Origin of the sequence: Legionella sp. PC1000, from assembly GCF_014109805.1 — a bacterium.
Taxonomy (GTDB): Bacteria; Pseudomonadota; Gammaproteobacteria; order Legionellales; family Legionellaceae; genus Legionella; species Legionella resiliens.
Map to the genome: position 1 here is coordinate 470937 of NZ_CP059400.1, position 17425 is coordinate 488361.

Below are 17425 nucleotides of genomic sequence, written 5' to 3' on the forward strand. Positions count from 1 at the left end.
ATGAAAGAGTCATTCCCAATCCCTATAGTATAGTATAATTACTATTTTGTCTTATTGCTCAAAATTATTTAAATTGTTAAAATATAAAGCATAACTTCCAAAGAACGCTGATTTTGTATGCGTGCTGGAATTTTTTCTTGTTTTACGTTCTTAAACTGATTTTGTTCTGCCAATTTTTGAATGTAGTCAGGATGATGGCTGAAACGGGCACTTGTTTCAAGTGACCAGAAGGTTGTTGCGCTGATTTCAGTGGTAAAAATAAAATAGCCTCCAAGCTTTAGGTGTTGATGAATGGTATGAAATAACATATCAAGCTCGCCAAAATAGGGGAAAACATCCGCTGCAATGATGAGGTCATAAGAGGCTTTATTTTGCTGAAGAAATTGACTGATTTCAGCTTCCACCAAATTATCATAAATTCTTTTTTCTTTGGCTTGGGCCAGCATTTTTCCTGAAATATCTACCCCAGTTAAATGTTTACTTCGCTCACGAAGAACAATGCCTGTGAGGCCGGTTCCACATCCTAAATCCAAAGTATGAGCATTTTTAGGTAATTCCAATTGATGGATTTCACGCGCTATATGTTGTGGGATGGAATACTGTAGTGTGCTCTTCATGTGTTGATCATAATAAAGTGCATAGTTATTAAACAAATTATGCGCGTATTCAGGAGTGGTTGTTGCCTGTTCATCCCCAGTCAAGGCATGGAGCATATGGGCGCTGATTGTATCTTGAGGATTAATCGCCAGAGCCCTTTCTAAGTATTCTTTTGCTTTGTCTCTTTGCTCTAACTTCAGATAAATTGCAGCTAAATTATTTAAAGAGGAGGTATGGGTGTTTTCAAGCTCAAGGATATGCTCAAAAAGAATAATCGCTTCATTCAAATGCCCCAAAGCCATTTGCGCTACGCCGGAATTGTATAAATATTCAATATTATCAGGTTCTTTTTGAAGTAATACGTCATAATGCATGAGCGCATTCTCAAAGCGATCATGATGCATGAATGTAGCGGCCAAGTTATTACGCGCTTCAATATTTTCATTATCTAAGGCTAATGCTTTGCTGAAATAATCAATTGCCAATTGGTTTTGCTGTCTTTTCAAAGCAATGACGCCCAAATTGGAAAGGGCTTCTATTTGCCTGCTGTCTTGTTCCAAAACATTTTGAAATGCTTTTTCTGCATCAGCAAGGGCATTTTTTTCCAGATGCAACACACCCAGATAGAAAAGGGCTTCGGTATGAAAGGGATTTAAGGATACTACGTTATTAAATTGGACTTTGGCGGCTTCCAATTCATTATTTTGCAGCAGTAATAAACCTAAATTAAAATGTGCGGCACTAAAATCAGGTTCAGCATGGACTGCTCGCGTATAATGTAATAGAGCTTGGGCATAATTATTTTGCAATGCATACACCGTTGCCAGATTATTATGGGCCTGAGCATAATCTGGCTGCAGTTTGATGGCTTGCTGGTAATATTTAATTGCTTTGTCCAGTTGATGTGATTTTTTGTAGGCATTCGCAAGGTTATTCAACAGACCCGCATTATCAGGATTTAAGGAAAGTGCTTGTAATAAATAGAGAATTGCATTATCCATATCACCTAATTGAGCATAAGTGAGTCCTAAAAAATGCAACGTGTTCAGATGCTTGGGCTCCTGAGACAAGATTTGTTCATAGAGACTAATAGCTTGTGGCAACTGACCTTCATACTGGAATTTATATGCTTGCGCAAAGAGTGTATCCGTATCCATCATTAATTCTTAAGTAGAGCGCGCAATTGCTTTAATGCTTGTGCACGGTGACTGATATTATTTTTAATTTTAGCAGGTAATTGTGCTACTGTGCATTGAAAGTCAGGGATGTAAAATATGGGATCATAACCAAATCCACCCTCGCCCACGGGAAAGGTATGAATTATTCCTTTGCACCTGCCTGTGGCAATGATTGGCATAGGATCTTTTGCATGGTGTACCAGTGCAATCGCGCAATAAAACCAAGCTTCCCGTTGTATTGAGGGTACATGAGTCATTTTTTCCAATAATAAACGAATGTTTTCTGCATCGGTTGCATTGGTCCCCGCATAACGAGCAGAGTAAATACCCGGCTCGCCATTTAAAGCGGGTACTACTAACCCCGAGTCATCGGCTAAAGCAGGTTTACCCGCATGTAAACTGGCGTGGCGTGCTTTGATGAGTGCATTTTCTATAAAACTTAAACCATCCTCTAGTGCATCTGAAATTCCTAAGTTGGTTTGTGGAATGCACACAATTGGAGATAATAAATCACGCAATTCTTTGATTTTACCGGGATTACTGGTAGCAAGAATAATTTCTTTCATAATTTAGACCACAAAAAGTAGATAAAACGTAACTTGGAGCAGTGCAGCAGAACCCGTATTAAGTTGATATACTAATTTACCCCCCCGTGTTCTGTTCCTGAATCTCCATAGCGTTGAAAAGCTACAGCGCTATTCCGACGTCCCGCGGCTTGTCCGCGAGATCCAGATGATCTATGCTAAAAACTGAACCCCGCGGACAAGCCGCGGGGCGTCGGCAGAGATACGTAGAGGAGACAGCAACTCGTTTGAGGAAGAAGGATTTTCTATTGCGCTTCCAACCGATTTTTTAACTTTGTTATTTAAAGAATCCAGTTTAACGTGAGAGATTAAAAATAGAAATTAAATTTTTATTAGGTTATGCCGTTTAAAAAATCTTAATAGAGATCAAAATTTACTTTTTTTGAACATTTTACTGCTCAAAAAATGCACTAAATAAATGGCGTTATTACAGCACTTGGGCTAGAATATGGTTTTTGGCCGGAGCATGATGATGCCTTTTACACATCTTTTGTTGGCTCTTTTAGTTGTTGTGATTTGGGGGGTAAATTTTCTTTTTGTTTCCTTCGGACTGGAAGAAATTTCGCCTTTGTTACTCTGTGCCTTACGTTTTTTACTGGCAAGTATTCCAGCCATTTTTTTTATTAAAATTCCTCAATCTTCATTCAAATCGATTGTCCTCTATGGTTTTGTCATGTTTGCATTACAATTTGCTTTTCTTTTTATTGGCATGAATATTGGTATGCCTGCTGGAATGGCATCGTTGCTTATGCAAACACAAGTATTTTTCAGTATGTTTTTTGCAGTGATTTTCTTGGGTGAACAGCCTAATACGGGACAGATTCTTGGAGCACTTGTCGCTTTTGCTGGCATTGGTTTAGTTGCTATGCACTTTGATAGTGATATCTCTTTGGTTGGCTTTGTCTTCATTCTTGCCGCTGCAGCAACTTGGGGAGTGGGGAATTTAATCACCAAGAGAATTAAAGGAAGTAATACCAACATGATGGCAATTATTGCATGGGGAAGTTTTGTTGCATGTATCCCTATGTTCCTTCTTTCTTTGATGTTTGAAGGACCTTCGAGTTTTGTTTATACCTATGAGCATATAAGTTGGCGTGGGACCTTATCGTTGTTTTATATTGTTTTTGCCTCAACTTGGATAGGTTATGGCGTTTGGAACTGGCTCATTGCTCGATATCCAGTAGGAGTGATCGCACCATTTACTTTATTGGTTCCTATTGTTGCTATTTTGAGTTCTGCTTTAGTTCTGGGGGAACCTTTTCAACTATGGAAGCTTGCTGCCGGATTATTAGTGATTGGTGGTCTGTGTATCAATGTATTGGGTGCACGTTTCTTTGCAGTGAAAGTGCAATCAGAAGCTGCCTAAAAATGGATAAGCCCAATAATGTAGTCTGGGTGCAGCGCAGCGAAACACGGGTTCCGCTGCGGCACCCAGGCTACATTTTTATTGCAAAAATGAGATACTATATGTCTTTGTGATATATTGGCCCTTTAATTGTGATTAATTCGAAAACCATAATGTTGTGTGCAGATGATTTTGGTTTGGAACCCGGAGTTTCAGAAGGGATTTTAAAATTAGCACGCATGGGACGGTTGTCCGCTGTGAGCTGTATGGTGAATATGCCTGGTTTTATTCCTTATGCCAAAGAACTACTCAACGTAAAAAAAAGTAAACCCATCAAAGTTGGTTTACATTTTAATCTTACGGAAGGTTATTTAGCATCTATTCCAGAAAAATCGTGCTTTTCTTTACATGAATTGCTCATTAAAACGCATATGCGCTCGATAAAATTATCCTTCATTGCAAAAGAATTTTTGGCGCAACTGGAACAATTTACAGAAACCATGCAACAACTTCCCGATTTTATTGATGGCCACCAGCATGTCCATCAATTTCCTGTAATACGGAACGTTATTTTAGATCTCTATGCACAAAGATTGAAAAGTCATGGCACGTCAATTCGTTCCACTTGGCCTTCCATTAATTTGCCTCAATCTCGGTTTAAAGGAAAAATATTGAGTCTTACAGGAGGTAAGGCTTTGTTGAAGCAACTCATCGAATTGGGCATCCCCCACAATCGTTACTTCTCAGGTATTTATGATTTTGCCCCGGCAACAAACTATAGAGAATTATTCAGGAAATGGATGAGTTTAGCCAGGGATAATACTCTAATTATGTGTCATCCAGGGGGAGGCTCCAACACTACAGACCCTATCGCGCATGCGCGCCTTAAGGAGTATAATTATTTTTTAAGTGACGAATTTTTAAAGGATTGTGATGAATTTCAAGTGCACTTTGAGCAGCACGAGAATTTATTATAAGACAAGTTCAAGATAAATTTACGCGCCCAATTTTTTTATGTATTATCTTCTAGCGAGATGTCAACAAACTCTGGATAAGTGTAATCTGTTTAAATAAAAAGGAAAAAAAATCTTGAATGATTTTTTGTGGATCTCTTTGGGTGCAATCATTGGCGCAAACTTGCGTTATCTTGTGAGTCGTTTTTCCGCTAAGTATTTATCGGCAGATATTCCTTTTGGAACATTCATTGTTAATCTTACTGGAAGTTTTATTCTGGGTTTTTTTCTTGCCTGGACTTTAGAGCGAGTGGAGGTTGATCCGCGATGGCGTTCGTTTGTTGCCGTTGGGTTTTGTGGGGCTTACACCACGTTTTCAACCTACAGTTACGAAACCTATATGTTTCTGGAGCAAAGTGATTATGGACTTGCTGCACTAAATTTTATTTGCAATAATCTTTTTTCACTATTGGCAGTTATTGCGGGCATAGTACTCGCTCGGGCAATTTGAAATGAATCATGTAAAAGTTTCTATCTACATTAATGAATCGGACAAATGGCAGCATCGTCCCTTGCACATTGAGCTGTTAACTATGCTCGATAAAAATGAAATTGCAGGGGGAACCGTCTTGCGTGCAGTTGCTGGATTTACATTTAAAAGTCCTGTTGTATCTGCCTCATTGGTGGATATAGGTAGTAAGCTTCCTTTAGTTGTGCAATTCATTGATACAGCAGAAAAGATAGAATCCATATTACCTAAAGTGAAGGAAATGGTTGGAAAGCGCCTCATTATTCGCGAGCCTATAGAAATAGTTAGTGGGATTTATCCTGACTCTTATTAACATCTATTTTCTAGCATGACCGAACATATCAATGCAAAAATAAAATGCTCTGCACATTGTATATAATTCAGCCCCGATTTTACCTGAAACTTTGAAGCGCAAATTTGCAAATTTTTTTCTATATGGCAAATTGTAACTTACTCTTTTCCAGATTGAGTTATTTCATGCCATTAAGTTGCTTGTAAAAATCTATTTATATACTATAATAATCTATAAATAGAGGGTTTTTACCATGAATCATTTGCATTTGGCATCTTTAACATCTCAAGATTTAAGTGAAGACGTTCTAAAACGTAATACCCAGAATGTGATTATGCTTTTTAAGCATTGGCAATTAAAAAACGAAGAGGAGTGTGAGCTTTTAGGTGGGATAAGCCCCGCACAACTTGCCAAATTTAAAAGAGGAACGGCGCATATATCTGGCAGAGACACGATCGAACGAGTAGGTAATCTCTTAGGAATTCATAAAAATCTGAGAATTCTCTATCCCTACAATCGAGAAATAGTCTATCAATGGATAAAAGGGCGAAATCAAAAACTCCATAATCTTTGTCCATTGGATATTATGTTGGAGCAAGGTTATATTGGAATTGCTCAAATAAGACGACTTACTGATTTTATGCGAGGTCAGTAACGTGTCATTATTTGATGCTGTCAGAGAATATTCACAAGATATTTTTAGAAATATAAGAGGCATAAAAGTTTCTCAGGATTTATTCGATGATCTCAGTGATGATCCAATCGATTGGGAGGCGGCCAATACCATAGAAAGTCATACTCATCCTGCGCTAACCAATCAATCGTTAATACAACGGGCATTTGATTACAGTAAAAATGATTTTATTGATTATCCGTTTGAAAAAATAACGCGCTCACGTTACAGCGATGGTGCAATTGCTTGCTGGTATGGATCAGAAACGCTGAAAACGACAATTTATGAAACAAGATATCATTTTATTCAGGAAATCAAAGATTCCTGGGAAATTTTTCAAACCCAAGATACAGTGATTATCGATAGACGGGTTGCGAAAGTTTATTGTCAGGGATTAGGTCTTGATTTGACAGGGAAAAAAGAAGAGTTTCCCTGGCTCGTTGATCCGGATAATTATACGCAATGCCAAGAAACCGGGAGAAGAGTCGCGCATGAAGGACATCCATTATTGATTGTTCCATCCGCTCGGGATCCAAAGGGAATTAATCTCGTAGTTTTTAATCCCGCGTTGCTTTCTAATCCCAGGGAGTATTGCAGGCTACAGTATGTCTTTGATCTAAAAAAGAAGAAAATACAATGTCTTAGAGGGGAAAAGGAAATCATACTGGAACAAAGTAACGTGAATATTTAAAAATCGTAATCTATTTTATTTTAGCAGAAGGGAGATTGTAACAGCTCACGGAGGACCTTCACATTGCTTGGATACTATGCGGTGGATCTGTGGGTATTTTTAGGAGGAGATTTTGAATTTAAAGCCGAATGGCTGTTTCTTGGGCGGGACTGATCGCTTACTCTAACGGCACGCCCAAAATCTTGATATGACGAAGCTATAAATCGAAACAAATCCCAAAACAAGAAACAAAGCAAATAAGTAATTTAGGGCAGTATAACGTAAAAGCAAGAAATAAAGCATTTCATTAATGATTCCTGCAGAAGCTGCAACCAGAAAAAAATGAGGTAAGCTCAAATTTTTTTCATTATGCAGTTGAGAAAAGGTTAAATATTTGTGGCCTAAAAAGCTGACATTAAAAGCGATCAGAAAGGCAAACACATTCGCTACGAGCGCCTGGAAATGTATAAATTTCACCAAATGGAACACAGTAAAAAGATGCACGAATGCGGCAACACTACCAATGCCTACAAAATAAATTAGCCTATGTCTTAATTTAAGTTGTGCTGTCATTAAAACTGGCTTCCTCATCAATAACATAATGAGGCCTGTGTTTTACCTCATCAAAGACTCGGCCTATATATTCACCGACTACGCCCAAGGCAAAGAGTTGCAAACCGCCAAAAAAGGAAATCGTGGTGACTATGGTTGCCCAACCGGGTGTTTCTATACCGAAAATCAAGGTGCTTATTATAATCCAAATGCCATAAAGAATCGCCAGGGTTGCCACACCAATTCCACCAATAGCAATCATACGCAATGGAAATGCAGTAAATGAGGTAATCCCAGTAATTGCCAAATCCAAGAGTGAGTAAAAATTCCATTGTGACGTACCTGTTTTGCGAGGTTGGACTTCAAAAGGAACAGCAATTTGTTTAAATCCAACCCAGCTGTATAAGCCCTTCATGAAACGATTCCTTTCGGGTAATTTTTGGAGTGCTTTGACAATCTTGCGATCTAAAAGTCTAAAATCGCCAGCATTTGCAGGGATATTAATACGATTTATCCGTGAAGTAAGCTGATAAAATGCCTTGGCACAAGTTCTTTTTAACCAGGATTCATCCGAACGGTTTTGCCGAACTGCATAAACCATATCATATCCCTCTTCCCACTTGGCGATGAACTGGGTTAAGAGTCCTAGGGGATGTTGGAAGTCCGCATCCAGCAGAATCACTGCATCACCCTGGGCATGGTCAAGCCCAGCACTTATGGCGTTTTCCTTGCCAAAATTTCGACTAAAACGAATGCAGCGAAGAGAAAATTGAGTTCTTAATTGCTGAATAATTACCGGTGTATTATCCTGGCTGCCATCATCTACAATAAGTATTTCATAGGCATAGCCAAGATTTTTTATTGTATCAATCAATGCGGCAATAAACTCGGCAATTCCTGCTTCTTCATTATAAACCGGGACAATGTAGGACACACGTTTTGTATGATTTGCTGGTTTGGACATATCTGGATTAATCGTTTTGATGTTATTGCTACTGTAAATAAATGCTTATATAGTACCTTGAATCGTGAATTCTCGTAAGTAGGATTTAAGTTTTTTCTTTATTAGAGGCTTTTTTAACCCCATGTGCTTCTTCTGTGCAACTACATAAATCCCCCTTGCTTTATAGATAAATGGTCTGAAATAACGGTGTCAGGCCTGGCATTACCATAGTCTTTTATGGTGTTACTTAAAAAAAGATTAACCTTACTTTTTGTAAAAAAACTGAGGAGATCGTTTCCTGGATCAACGATGTCGATGTTTTTGTGTCCATTGTGATTTACAGTCTTTTGCCAATTATGAATAATGTCTTTTATTTGAATGTTTGCATTATCTTTATTAAATAAATTGTGGAGTAACAGTCCCCACGCTTGTATTTGTTGAGTTCGCTCTAGAGGTTTGGGATTCTTGAGCGTAGTACTTAAAACATCTGTAAGTAAATTTTTAAAAATTTTCCCAGCAACCGTAGAATTTAATTGTTGTAGTTGTTGATCAGATAAATTTAAGCCAAGAATTTCCCTGGTTAACAAATTAGAAATTTTCTGGTTCCCCATAACAGTAGCTATCTCAAGGGGAGTCGAGGCAACAATAGAATTGTTGCCTTCATTCTCTTTAATTAATTCGTTCATTTCATCAGTTTTATTATACGCTGAGGCAAACTGTAAAAGAGTATCTTTATGATCGATACATATGTGCAGAGGATTCACTTTTTTTGTCTGTAATAATACCTCAACTATCTCAGGAAAATTATTTTTTGCAGCAATATAAAGCGGACCATTCCCATTTTTAGTGAGTACATTAGGATCTGCATTAAACTCAAGCAGTAACTTTACAAGTTCTAAATTACCTTGAGAACATGCAAAATAGAGTGCTGAGTAATGGCTCCCTGGAGAGGGTTGATTAGGATCTGCTTGTGCCTCAAGTAAAAGGCGCACAACGTTCAAATCTCCTTGTACGCAGGCGCGATATAAAGCGGTAACTCCCGACTCTTTATGGATTTGATTCACGTCAGCACCATGATCAATAAAAGCTTTGACCACATCCGCATTTCTTGCCAATATAATCTCTGTAAAGCAAGAGTTTGAATCAACGCCGGCTTCTAATAAAAAATTTACAGTTTCAAATTGCCCAGCCCTTCCTGCTTGACGTAGAGCAACTTCCCCTTCCTTCCCATATCCATTACTTGGAGAGTTCCCTCCCATTTCCATCAATAAAGTTAATTCATTAATAAAGCCTCTTGCAGCAGCTACATGAAGCCAGCTATGGCCATTTGAATCGGCTAATTGTTTCTTTTCATCTGTTATAGTATGGATGCGTTTCCACTCAGGATGTTCTTTCCAATGATTAATGACTTCTTGTATTTCATTTTCTGCTTCCTTGCTTGCAAAAATTTCTGATGAAAATGTAGCAACGCCATTTTTAGAAAAAGCAGAAAGAATGTGTGTTGCCATTTCTTCTGTGCTCTCGAGATATTGAGTTGGCAAACGATTCGAATCAATGAAAAGCAACTTTTTATTCGGATCATAGCCAATGGTAATAGCATGCCCCACGCTGTTTAAATTAAAAGCTATTGGATTTGAAACAGGTGGGTGTTTATCATTAATAGCTGACTGGAGTGTATCCAGATAAATTTTTAAATCCTCAGCTGAATAAGCTCCGCAGAAAAAGTCAATCCGGCTAATTCCTTGTTTTTCCTGTAACTTATTAGAAATTACAGTCGGTGAAGTAGCAATGCCATGTTGTATTTTTGGACCCATTCCTCCTTCGAAAATCTCAGGATATCTACCAGGCGCAAAATAAATAGATATTCCTTCAAAAAATGGAATTATATCTAGGATTTCATTCATCTTATATTGAGTGTTTCCTATTACTATAGGATCAGCTTTTTTTAGATGAAAATTTATATATTTTTGTTGTAAAAATGAAAATATGAGTTGTTCTCTTCTTTCGTTCAATTCATTTAATTTATTTTCGTCAAGCTGATTATCTCTTTCCAATTTTTCGATAATTTTGTTTAATTCATTAAGTTTTTCTACAAGTATGGGTTGCTTTTCAATTTGCTCTCTTTCCAGCTTTGTTAAAGATAAAAATGCCTTTTTTGCTTGTTTTTTGGCATTTTGAATAATAACCAACGACTTCTGTTTGGCTTCATTAATCGTGTTTTCGAATTGATCGGTAGGAATTTTTGCAATGAGCGATAATCGTCGATTAAAGGTATCTAAGTCATTTGCAAGAATAGCTTGTACCGCCATATAAGCTAAGCCATAGCAAACACCGTCCGGATCCGTATGGTATCCCAAGCACTGCATGCGCTCCATAAGCCAGCTTTGGCCGGGAGAAATTTCTAATTTAGAATCAGTCATAATTTATCCATAAATTATTGAATAATTATAGATCAGTTTGCTTGATTTTACTCGTTAAAGTAGGAACAATGACTTCGAAAGAAATAGGGTAGTGTCGCGGACGACTGTAAATAAATGCGTATATATTAATTCCCGGGAATTCTCATAAGTTGATTTGATTTTTTTTCTTTTTAGGGGATTATTAAGCTGATATTATGTTCCTATTTTTGCTTCCAGCTCTATGGACAAGGCATGAAGTATATTGATTTTGAAGTATTGTGGAAAAATCAGAAGGGACCAATTTTCCTGGATGAAAAAATTGCTAAATTTTTATTTAAACAAAAAGAGGGAGTGAATTTCTTATCCCCTTTGTCCGGCAGCTTGGGTTCAGGGAAATCATCCAAAATAAGTATCTTTAACAGCTCGCCCCCATTTATCTTTAGTCATCAATTAGTCCTATCCGGTAAGAATCAGTGGCATGTTATTGATAATACGCACAAAGGCAAAGGGGGGTTTGGTTCAGTAAACGAATCAAAATATAAAATTGTGGTAACTCGTGATGCAAAAAATAAGCGTTATCAAGCACGACTAATCCCTGTAAAGGATGTAGTCAAAATTCAAAAACCTTCTAAGGATACACCCTATCCTGAACTATTGAAGCGAACGACAAAAGAAGCGTTCAGACAAAAAAAACATGGAGTCAATGTTGTTGGGGTAGTTGGAACAGGAGATATGGTGATTACCATTCTTGAGGATTGTGGTACCAGCCTGGATAAGCTGTTACCGTTTACACCCAGCTACAACTATACGTTTCAGTTTCGCTTGGAAGTGGCGGGGCGTATAGCCTGCGAGATGCTTTTGTTACAACAAAAGGGAGTTGTACATCGTGATCTTAAGCCCGCAAATATTTGTTATAAGAAGCTGGAGAATGGACAATTTCTTATAATTTTTATTGACTTTGGTTTGGCCGAAGACGTTGATTCCAAAAATAATCTGAAAACTTCAGGAACACTGGCTTATATGGCTCCAGAAGTAATTTTGGGGAAAGGCAGTACTTATCAATCGGATATGTATGCATTGGCAGCAATATTGGGTGAGATCTTTGGTGCACGACATATTTTAAAATATAAGGAATTAGCAACGAACCTAGCCGATATAGCTGAGGCTCCCTATTGTTTTGATGGTTTATTTGCAGGTTATGATGTATCTGAGGTTGATCCTTATCTTTTAGAAGATATAAAGACTTTGCTCCATTGTTTGCAAAGTGGAAACCCTGAAAAACGGCCAACGATTGATCACGTCAATAAATTTCTTATTACTTTGCCCTCCAGGATGGACGCATATAAAAATTTCAATGATCAATGGGCTATTATGGCCACGAAGTTTGCGGAATTTGAAGCGTATCATCAACAAATGAATTTATTAAAGTCAAAACATGATTTACTTCCATTTAGAAACAAGCTATTGCATGTTCCTAATCCAGTAAGCCATGTATTTAATGGAGAGATGCTTCGCAAAAGAGAGGAAATTTATAAAGAAATTTCAACTTTTGCTTTACCTCGATCTCATTACGAATTATCAAAAAAATTGATTGCAGAAAATCGTAGAGCAGATTTTGAAAGTGAAGATAACCCTTACCCTAATTTGGAAAAAGTAATACACATGTTAGCACAGGAAAATTTAAACTTTAAAACCGCAATACGCAGTTTTAATGAATGCGTCAATGTGATTCTAGATGGCAAACGATTAACAAGAAAATTTATTACTACGAACAGTACGGGGATGAGAAAAATTGCCGGCATTTTAAGTTCTAGACTATCTCCTTTGGAACAGTTAGAAAAATTACAGCAAATTGGTCAAGCAAAGACAACAGCAGGATTATTTTACTTTTTCAGTCATTCGAAGATTCTTGGTAAAGGTCGACATGAGAATATGGAGAAACTTTATCAGAAACTTGCTCGAATTGATCCCCAAAAAGAACAAACGGAATATTTGGCAAAAACTCAATTGGACGAGATTACCCAATTTATTCAGAATACAAGGAAGTTTACGCATTAGTACCTTGTAGCTTAGGTATGGCGTATAATCGCGGTATTATTGATATCCATAAGGGTTTCGTTTTTCGCCGTTTGCCCTTTTTTCAAAGTGTTGGTAGTCCTGAATATCATACCAATTTCCGGCCCAATCCCATCCATGTTTTGTAAACTCCTGATAGACGAAATCACCTTTAATAATTTTTCCAGGCGCAGGTGTATTGCGATCCATATAAAGAGCACCTTCCGGGGGATATATCGTTTTACCCTTGACGTAGGGGTTAATCAGTGGATTAATGTCAATTGCGCGCCCATAGCTGTGCTGCGAATACTCGCCGGGGCGACCAGTAATGGGGCGACAATTAAAGGCTGAGGTATTATTTGCTGTCATTGAGGCATTATCATCCCCTTGATATTTATCCATGAGTTCCATGCTTTGAATGGGAAATTGATGGTGAAAAAGAACCTTAAAAATGGTAATTACTTCATCGGCGAGTTCTTTGTTGACAATTAAAGTTCCTGTATGCGCCTTTTTATCAAACCCCCAATAAGAGAGGCGTATATAAGCTAAATCTTTCATGCTTACAGGACAACCTTGACGCCAGGTAAATTGATGCATTTTTTTCTGGATTCTTGGGGGAATAGGGTGAATGCTGCTGTGAAACATTGGACTTTTCCCTGCTTTAGCAAAAACAAGTGATGAAAATAACAGTGATGAAAGTAATATGGAATATAAACGTTTCATTTTTTTCTCATGTTTGGAAGCGAGAGATAATCATCATGATCCAAACTACAATTGCATTGATAATCGTAATAAAAACTGCGGCTGAACCGAGATCTTTTGCTTTTTTAGTTAGAGGATGCCATTCGCGACTTATTCGATTCAAAGTTATTTCGATTGCTGAATTCAATAATTCGGCAATTAAGACTAAAAATAACGTGCTAATTAATAACGCTCGCTCAACGTAAGTTTGTCCTATAAAAAAGGCAAGAGGCAAAGCAATGATGCCAGCCAATAATTCAAGACGAAAGGCGAATTCGTCTTGAAAAGCAGCTTTTAATCCATAAAAAGAATAACGAGTGGCTTCTTTTAGTTTCAGAATTGTTTTAACTATGAGTTTGGGCATTCGAGTAATCCTACAACGTGTTTTAAATTTTTTTAATGCTTGTTTCCAGTTCTACTGTTGGGTCAGGACATTTTGGCCAAGCAAGGGGAATGTAAAATAGACCCTAGTTTGTCTGAGATTGCTGTACTTTTCAAATAGATATTCCATAATAGACTTCTTTCAAGACGCTATTGCAACGCGTTTCGAAAGAAATCTAATAAAGCGAATAAGAACGTACTGATGTCAGTTCTCTATGAGGTTCAGTGTCATTATCTTAGATTTAGGGGTGTGGTATGGAGGAATGTTCTTACACAAGTCTGGTCGACTTACTGGAAAAAAAAGCAGAGAAAAATCCGGATTTTCCACTCTATACGTTCATAAACAAAAAAATGCAGGAAAGTAAGAGTCTGACTTATCAAGAGTTGGCAGAACAAGCAAAGAAAATAGCAAGTGTTCTCTGCGAAGTAACATACCCTGGTGATCGGGTATTAATTATTTATCCTCCCGGCCTTGATTTTATTGCGGCCTTTTTTGGTTGTTTGTATGCAGGGGTTATTGCTGTACCTTCATATTCTTCTACTACTACAGATTGGGGCAAAAAATTCCAACATATTATTAAAAATTCCAATGCACGTGTTGTCCTGACCACAAAAGAGCTAGAACAACAAATCAAAAAATATAAAGATTATGAAGAGTTAAGATGTGTCATCACAGAAGATTGGGTCAATGTAATTGAGACATGGAGCCCTCCGTCTCTTAAGGAAGATCATCTCGCTTTGTTACAATACACTTCCGGATCCACCGGAAAACCCAAGGGAGTGATGATCAGTCATGGTAATTTGTTGCATAACTTATTTGCAATAGGAAAAGCAAATAGCCTCACTGAAGAAGATATTAGTGTTTCTTGGTTGCCTCATTATCATGATATGGGACTTATCGGAGGGATATTACAACCTGTTTTCAGTACGATTCCTGTAAAGCTGATGTCGCCATTGACTTTTTTGCAACGCCCAGCAATTTGGTTGGAAACAATGTCACACTATCGAGCTACAGCAACGGTTGCTCCTAATTTTGCTTATGATTTATGTGCAAGTAAAGTCACTGAGGAAGAAAAAAGCAGATTGGATTTAAGCAGTTTGCAATGTGCAATGAGTGGCTCAGAATCTATTCGCAAGACGACCCTCGAGCGTTTTCTTCAACGTTTTGCTTGTTGCGGCTTTTCGCCTGAGGCTTTTTATCCTTGCTATGGGCTTGCTGAATCCACCTTGATGGTCACAGGTGGACGTCGTAAACAAGGAATAAACAGTCAATGGGTAGATAAAAAAACACTAAATCAGAACAAGGTGCTTTATTGTAATGAAACGCATCCTGATGCCCGCAGTTTGATTAATTGCGGACAGCCCGTTGATAGTTGTTATCTTGCTATCGTGAATCCTGAGACTTTGCAGGAGTGTCCAGAACGAGAGGTTGGAGAAATATGGGTCGCAAGTAAAAGCGTTGCCCAGGGGTATTGGCAATCGCCTAAGGATACAAAACATAGTTTCAACGCATGTATTGCCAATAAAGAACATTCTTATTTACGCACAGGGGATATGGGTTATATGGATCAAGGGGCACTCTATGTAACGGGGCGCCTTAAAGATCTGATTATTATTCGTGGATGTAATTATTACCCACACGATTTGGAAGATACCATCCATACATGTCATCCTTATCTGCGTGAGTATGGCTGTGCCATTTTTTCAGTAGAAGAAAATGATGCGGAATTATTAATTATTGTTCAGGAAATTAAAAAGAAAGTTCAGACACTGAATTTAGAAGAAATCATCAGAACCATACGGAGTAATCTGCTGCAAATGCATGGGATTGATGCAGATATTGTGGTTCTTGTTGCTCCTAAATCAGTTCCCAAAACCACCAGCGGAAAAACGCAGCGTTTGTTATGTAAGAAAAAATACCTGGGAGGAGGTTTAGATATTATCTGTATCGATAAGCTCGCAAAGAATGAAGCAGAGAAGCCTGTAAAGACAATGAATTCTGAATCTTCAGATATTGATCAGATGCTCAAACCAATTTTTAATGAAGAGATTACGGTCTTAGATAAAGAAAAAAAGCTAAGCGAATTGGGGTTAAATTCAGTGCAATTGGGGGAGTTACACTATGTGCTTTCAACATATGCTGATAAAAACATATCCATTGAATTCTTGCTCGGGGATCCAAGCTTAGGCGAAATTATGGATTTATTCGCAGGGAAAACAGAGCAACAAAAACTGCATGAGCATCCCCCGATTGATCTGATTGCTGAGTTTAATCAATATAAAAGCATATCACCTCATATTACTTCTTTGCCCAAGGCTATGCCGCAACATGTATTGTTAACCGGGGGTACAGGTTTTTTAGGAGCTTATTTGCTGCGCGAGCTTTTATCCAATACGAGCTGGCAAATTACGTGTCTTGTTCAGGCCAGTTCACCCACGGCAGGGATAAGCAGAGTGATTAAAAACATGGAACACTATGGGGTGTGGAATCCGGTTTATCATGATCGAATTAACATCGTTTTAGGCAATTTGGAAAAAAACAACTTGGGCCTAGCTAAGCACGATTGGTATTATTTGGCAGATACTGTTGATCTTATTTTTCATGGAGCCGCAGTACTTAATTTTATTTATCCTTATCAAAAACTGGCAGCAAGTAATGTTTTCGGGACAAAACAACTCATCGAATTCGCTGGGTACAGACGGCTGAAAGCGCTGCATTATATTTCAACTGTGGGCTATTTTATGTCTGCTGATTTGGCAGATGATGTGGTAATCAATGAACGAACCGAGCTTGAACCAGAAGATGGAATTTATGGTGGCTATAATCAAACAAAGTGGTTGGCTGAGCGATTGGTATTTCATGCTCGTAACTCTAATATTCCAACAGTGATATACAGACCGAGTTTGATTACAGGGGAAAGTCAAACAGGATTCTGGAACCAGGAAGACGTGGTGTGTCGTATCCTCAAAGGATGTGTCGAACTGGGCGCGCGACCTTTATTAGATGTGGGTTTTAATTTTGTTCCAGTGGATTATGTCGCAAAGGCAATTGCTCGATTTGCTTTGGAAAGACCTTATCAATCGGATACCTATCATTTAATAAATCCGCAGGAAGTCGATGTCGATCAATTATTTGGATATGTTAAAGCCAAAGGTTTTAAGATAAAGGATGTCGCTTATCCTGATTGGGAAAAAATGATTAAGGAGAAAAACCAATTTGATCTGAATCACCCATTTTCTCCATTACGTCCTTTCTTTACGGAAAAAATATTACATAAAAACAGTTCGTTGTTTGATTTATATCTTCACAACAATAAGGCGAAAATTGATTGTACCTATACAAAAAACCAGTTAGGCAATCACGAAATTTACTGTGAAAAAATAGATGAAACGGTATTCAATAAATACCTTAATTATTTAATTCAGTGCGGATATTTAACCTAACACATCACTTACTTCCCGCTGCTTGTCCGCGGGATCCAGTTTTATTGCAAACTCCCTGGATCCTGCGGATAAACCCTGAGAGATGGTCA

At 37.9% G+C, this 17425-nt stretch carries 15 protein-coding genes; 8 read left to right on the plus strand and 7 right to left on the minus strand.

What is annotated here, in order from left to right; genetic code table 11:
• Positions 1–68: 68 nt before the first annotated feature.
• Both FOLKNPGA_RS02040 and rdgB read right to left on the minus strand, forming a co-directional pair.
• The gene (locus tag FOLKNPGA_RS02040) at positions 69–1754 is read right to left on the minus strand and encodes a tetratricopeptide repeat protein (RefSeq protein WP_182352731.1); all 1686 of its coding nucleotides are present in this window, start codon (positions 1752–1754) and stop codon (positions 69–71) included.
• A 2-nt stretch (positions 1755–1756) separates the two neighbouring features.
• Positions 1757–2341, minus strand: coding sequence for an RdgB/HAM1 family non-canonical purine NTP pyrophosphatase (rdgB, locus tag FOLKNPGA_RS02045; protein WP_182351517.1), 585 nt, complete (start codon positions 2339–2341; stop codon positions 1757–1759).
• Positions 2342–2831: 490 nt separating this feature from the next.
• Between rdgB and FOLKNPGA_RS02050 the strand changes: the two genes are divergently transcribed.
• The 6 genes from FOLKNPGA_RS02050 (at position 2832) to FOLKNPGA_RS02075 (ending at position 6842) form a co-directional block, all read left to right on the plus strand.
• A complete protein-coding gene (locus FOLKNPGA_RS02050) occupies positions 2832–3725 on the plus strand; it encodes an EamA family transporter (RefSeq protein WP_182352732.1) in 894 nt (297 codons plus the stop codon).
• Between the two features lie 131 nt (positions 3726–3856).
• On the plus strand, positions 3857–4681 hold the full coding sequence (locus FOLKNPGA_RS02055) for a ChbG/HpnK family deacetylase (RefSeq protein ID WP_182351518.1): 825 nt from the start codon (positions 3857–3859) through the stop codon (positions 4679–4681).
• Between the two features lie 112 nt (positions 4682–4793).
• Entirely contained in the window at positions 4794–5168 is a 375-nt protein-coding gene (gene crcB, locus FOLKNPGA_RS02060; RefSeq protein WP_182351519.1) for a fluoride efflux transporter CrcB, read from the plus strand.
• Between the two features lies 1 nt (position 5169).
• Positions 5170–5499 carry a DUF190 domain-containing protein gene (locus tag FOLKNPGA_RS02065; protein ID WP_182351520.1) on the plus strand — a complete coding sequence of 110 codons (330 nt, stop codon included), beginning with the start codon at positions 5170–5172 and terminating at the stop codon, positions 5497–5499.
• A gap of 232 nt (positions 5500–5731) precedes the next feature.
• A complete protein-coding gene (locus tag FOLKNPGA_RS02070) occupies positions 5732–6133 on the plus strand; it encodes a hypothetical protein (protein ID WP_182351521.1) in 402 nt (133 codons plus the stop codon).
• Between the two features lies 1 nt (position 6134).
• Positions 6135–6842, plus strand: a complete 708-nt coding sequence (locus tag FOLKNPGA_RS02075) for an RES family NAD+ phosphorylase (protein ID WP_182351522.1) — start codon at positions 6135–6137, stop codon at positions 6840–6842.
• A 162-nt stretch (positions 6843–7004) separates the two neighbouring features.
• On the opposite strand, the gene FOLKNPGA_RS02080 is transcribed toward FOLKNPGA_RS02075, so the two are convergent.
• The 3 genes from FOLKNPGA_RS02080 to FOLKNPGA_RS02090 form a co-directional block, all read right to left on the minus strand.
• On the minus strand, positions 7005–7394 hold the full coding sequence (locus tag FOLKNPGA_RS02080; protein ID WP_182351523.1) for a GtrA family protein: 390 nt from the start codon (positions 7392–7394) through the stop codon (positions 7005–7007).
• A complete protein-coding gene (locus tag FOLKNPGA_RS02085; RefSeq protein ID WP_182351524.1) occupies positions 7378–8337 on the minus strand; it encodes a glycosyltransferase family 2 protein in 960 nt (319 codons plus the stop codon). Before FOLKNPGA_RS02085 ends, FOLKNPGA_RS02080 begins: the two co-directional genes overlap by 17 nt.
• Before the next feature lie 140 nt (positions 8338–8477).
• Positions 8478–10736, minus strand: a complete 2259-nt coding sequence (locus tag FOLKNPGA_RS02090) for an ankyrin repeat domain-containing protein (RefSeq protein ID WP_182351525.1) — start codon at positions 10734–10736, stop codon at positions 8478–8480.
• Positions 10737–10967: 231 nt separating this feature from the next.
• On the opposite strand from FOLKNPGA_RS02090, the gene FOLKNPGA_RS02095 reads away from it, so the two are divergent.
• On the plus strand, positions 10968–12773 hold the full coding sequence (locus tag FOLKNPGA_RS02095) for a protein kinase (RefSeq protein WP_182351526.1): 1806 nt from the start codon (positions 10968–10970) through the stop codon (positions 12771–12773).
• Between the two features lie 36 nt (positions 12774–12809).
• Here the strand turns inward: FOLKNPGA_RS02095 and FOLKNPGA_RS02100 are convergent, their stop codons facing one another.
• Together FOLKNPGA_RS02100 and FOLKNPGA_RS02105 are read right to left on the minus strand one after the other, a co-directional pair.
• Positions 12810–13493, minus strand: coding sequence for a M15 family metallopeptidase (locus tag FOLKNPGA_RS02100; protein ID WP_182351527.1), 684 nt, complete (start codon positions 13491–13493; stop codon positions 12810–12812).
• A gap of 7 nt (positions 13494–13500) precedes the next feature.
• Positions 13501–13875, minus strand: a complete 375-nt coding sequence (locus tag FOLKNPGA_RS02105; RefSeq protein ID WP_182351528.1) for a diacylglycerol kinase — start codon at positions 13873–13875, stop codon at positions 13501–13503.
• Between the two features lie 272 nt (positions 13876–14147).
• On the opposite strand from FOLKNPGA_RS02105, the gene FOLKNPGA_RS02110 reads away from it, so the two are divergent.
• Positions 14148–17336, plus strand: a complete 3189-nt coding sequence (locus FOLKNPGA_RS02110; RefSeq protein ID WP_182351529.1) for a thioester reductase domain-containing protein — start codon at positions 14148–14150, stop codon at positions 17334–17336.
• The last annotated feature ends 89 nt before the right edge of the window (positions 17337–17425 follow it).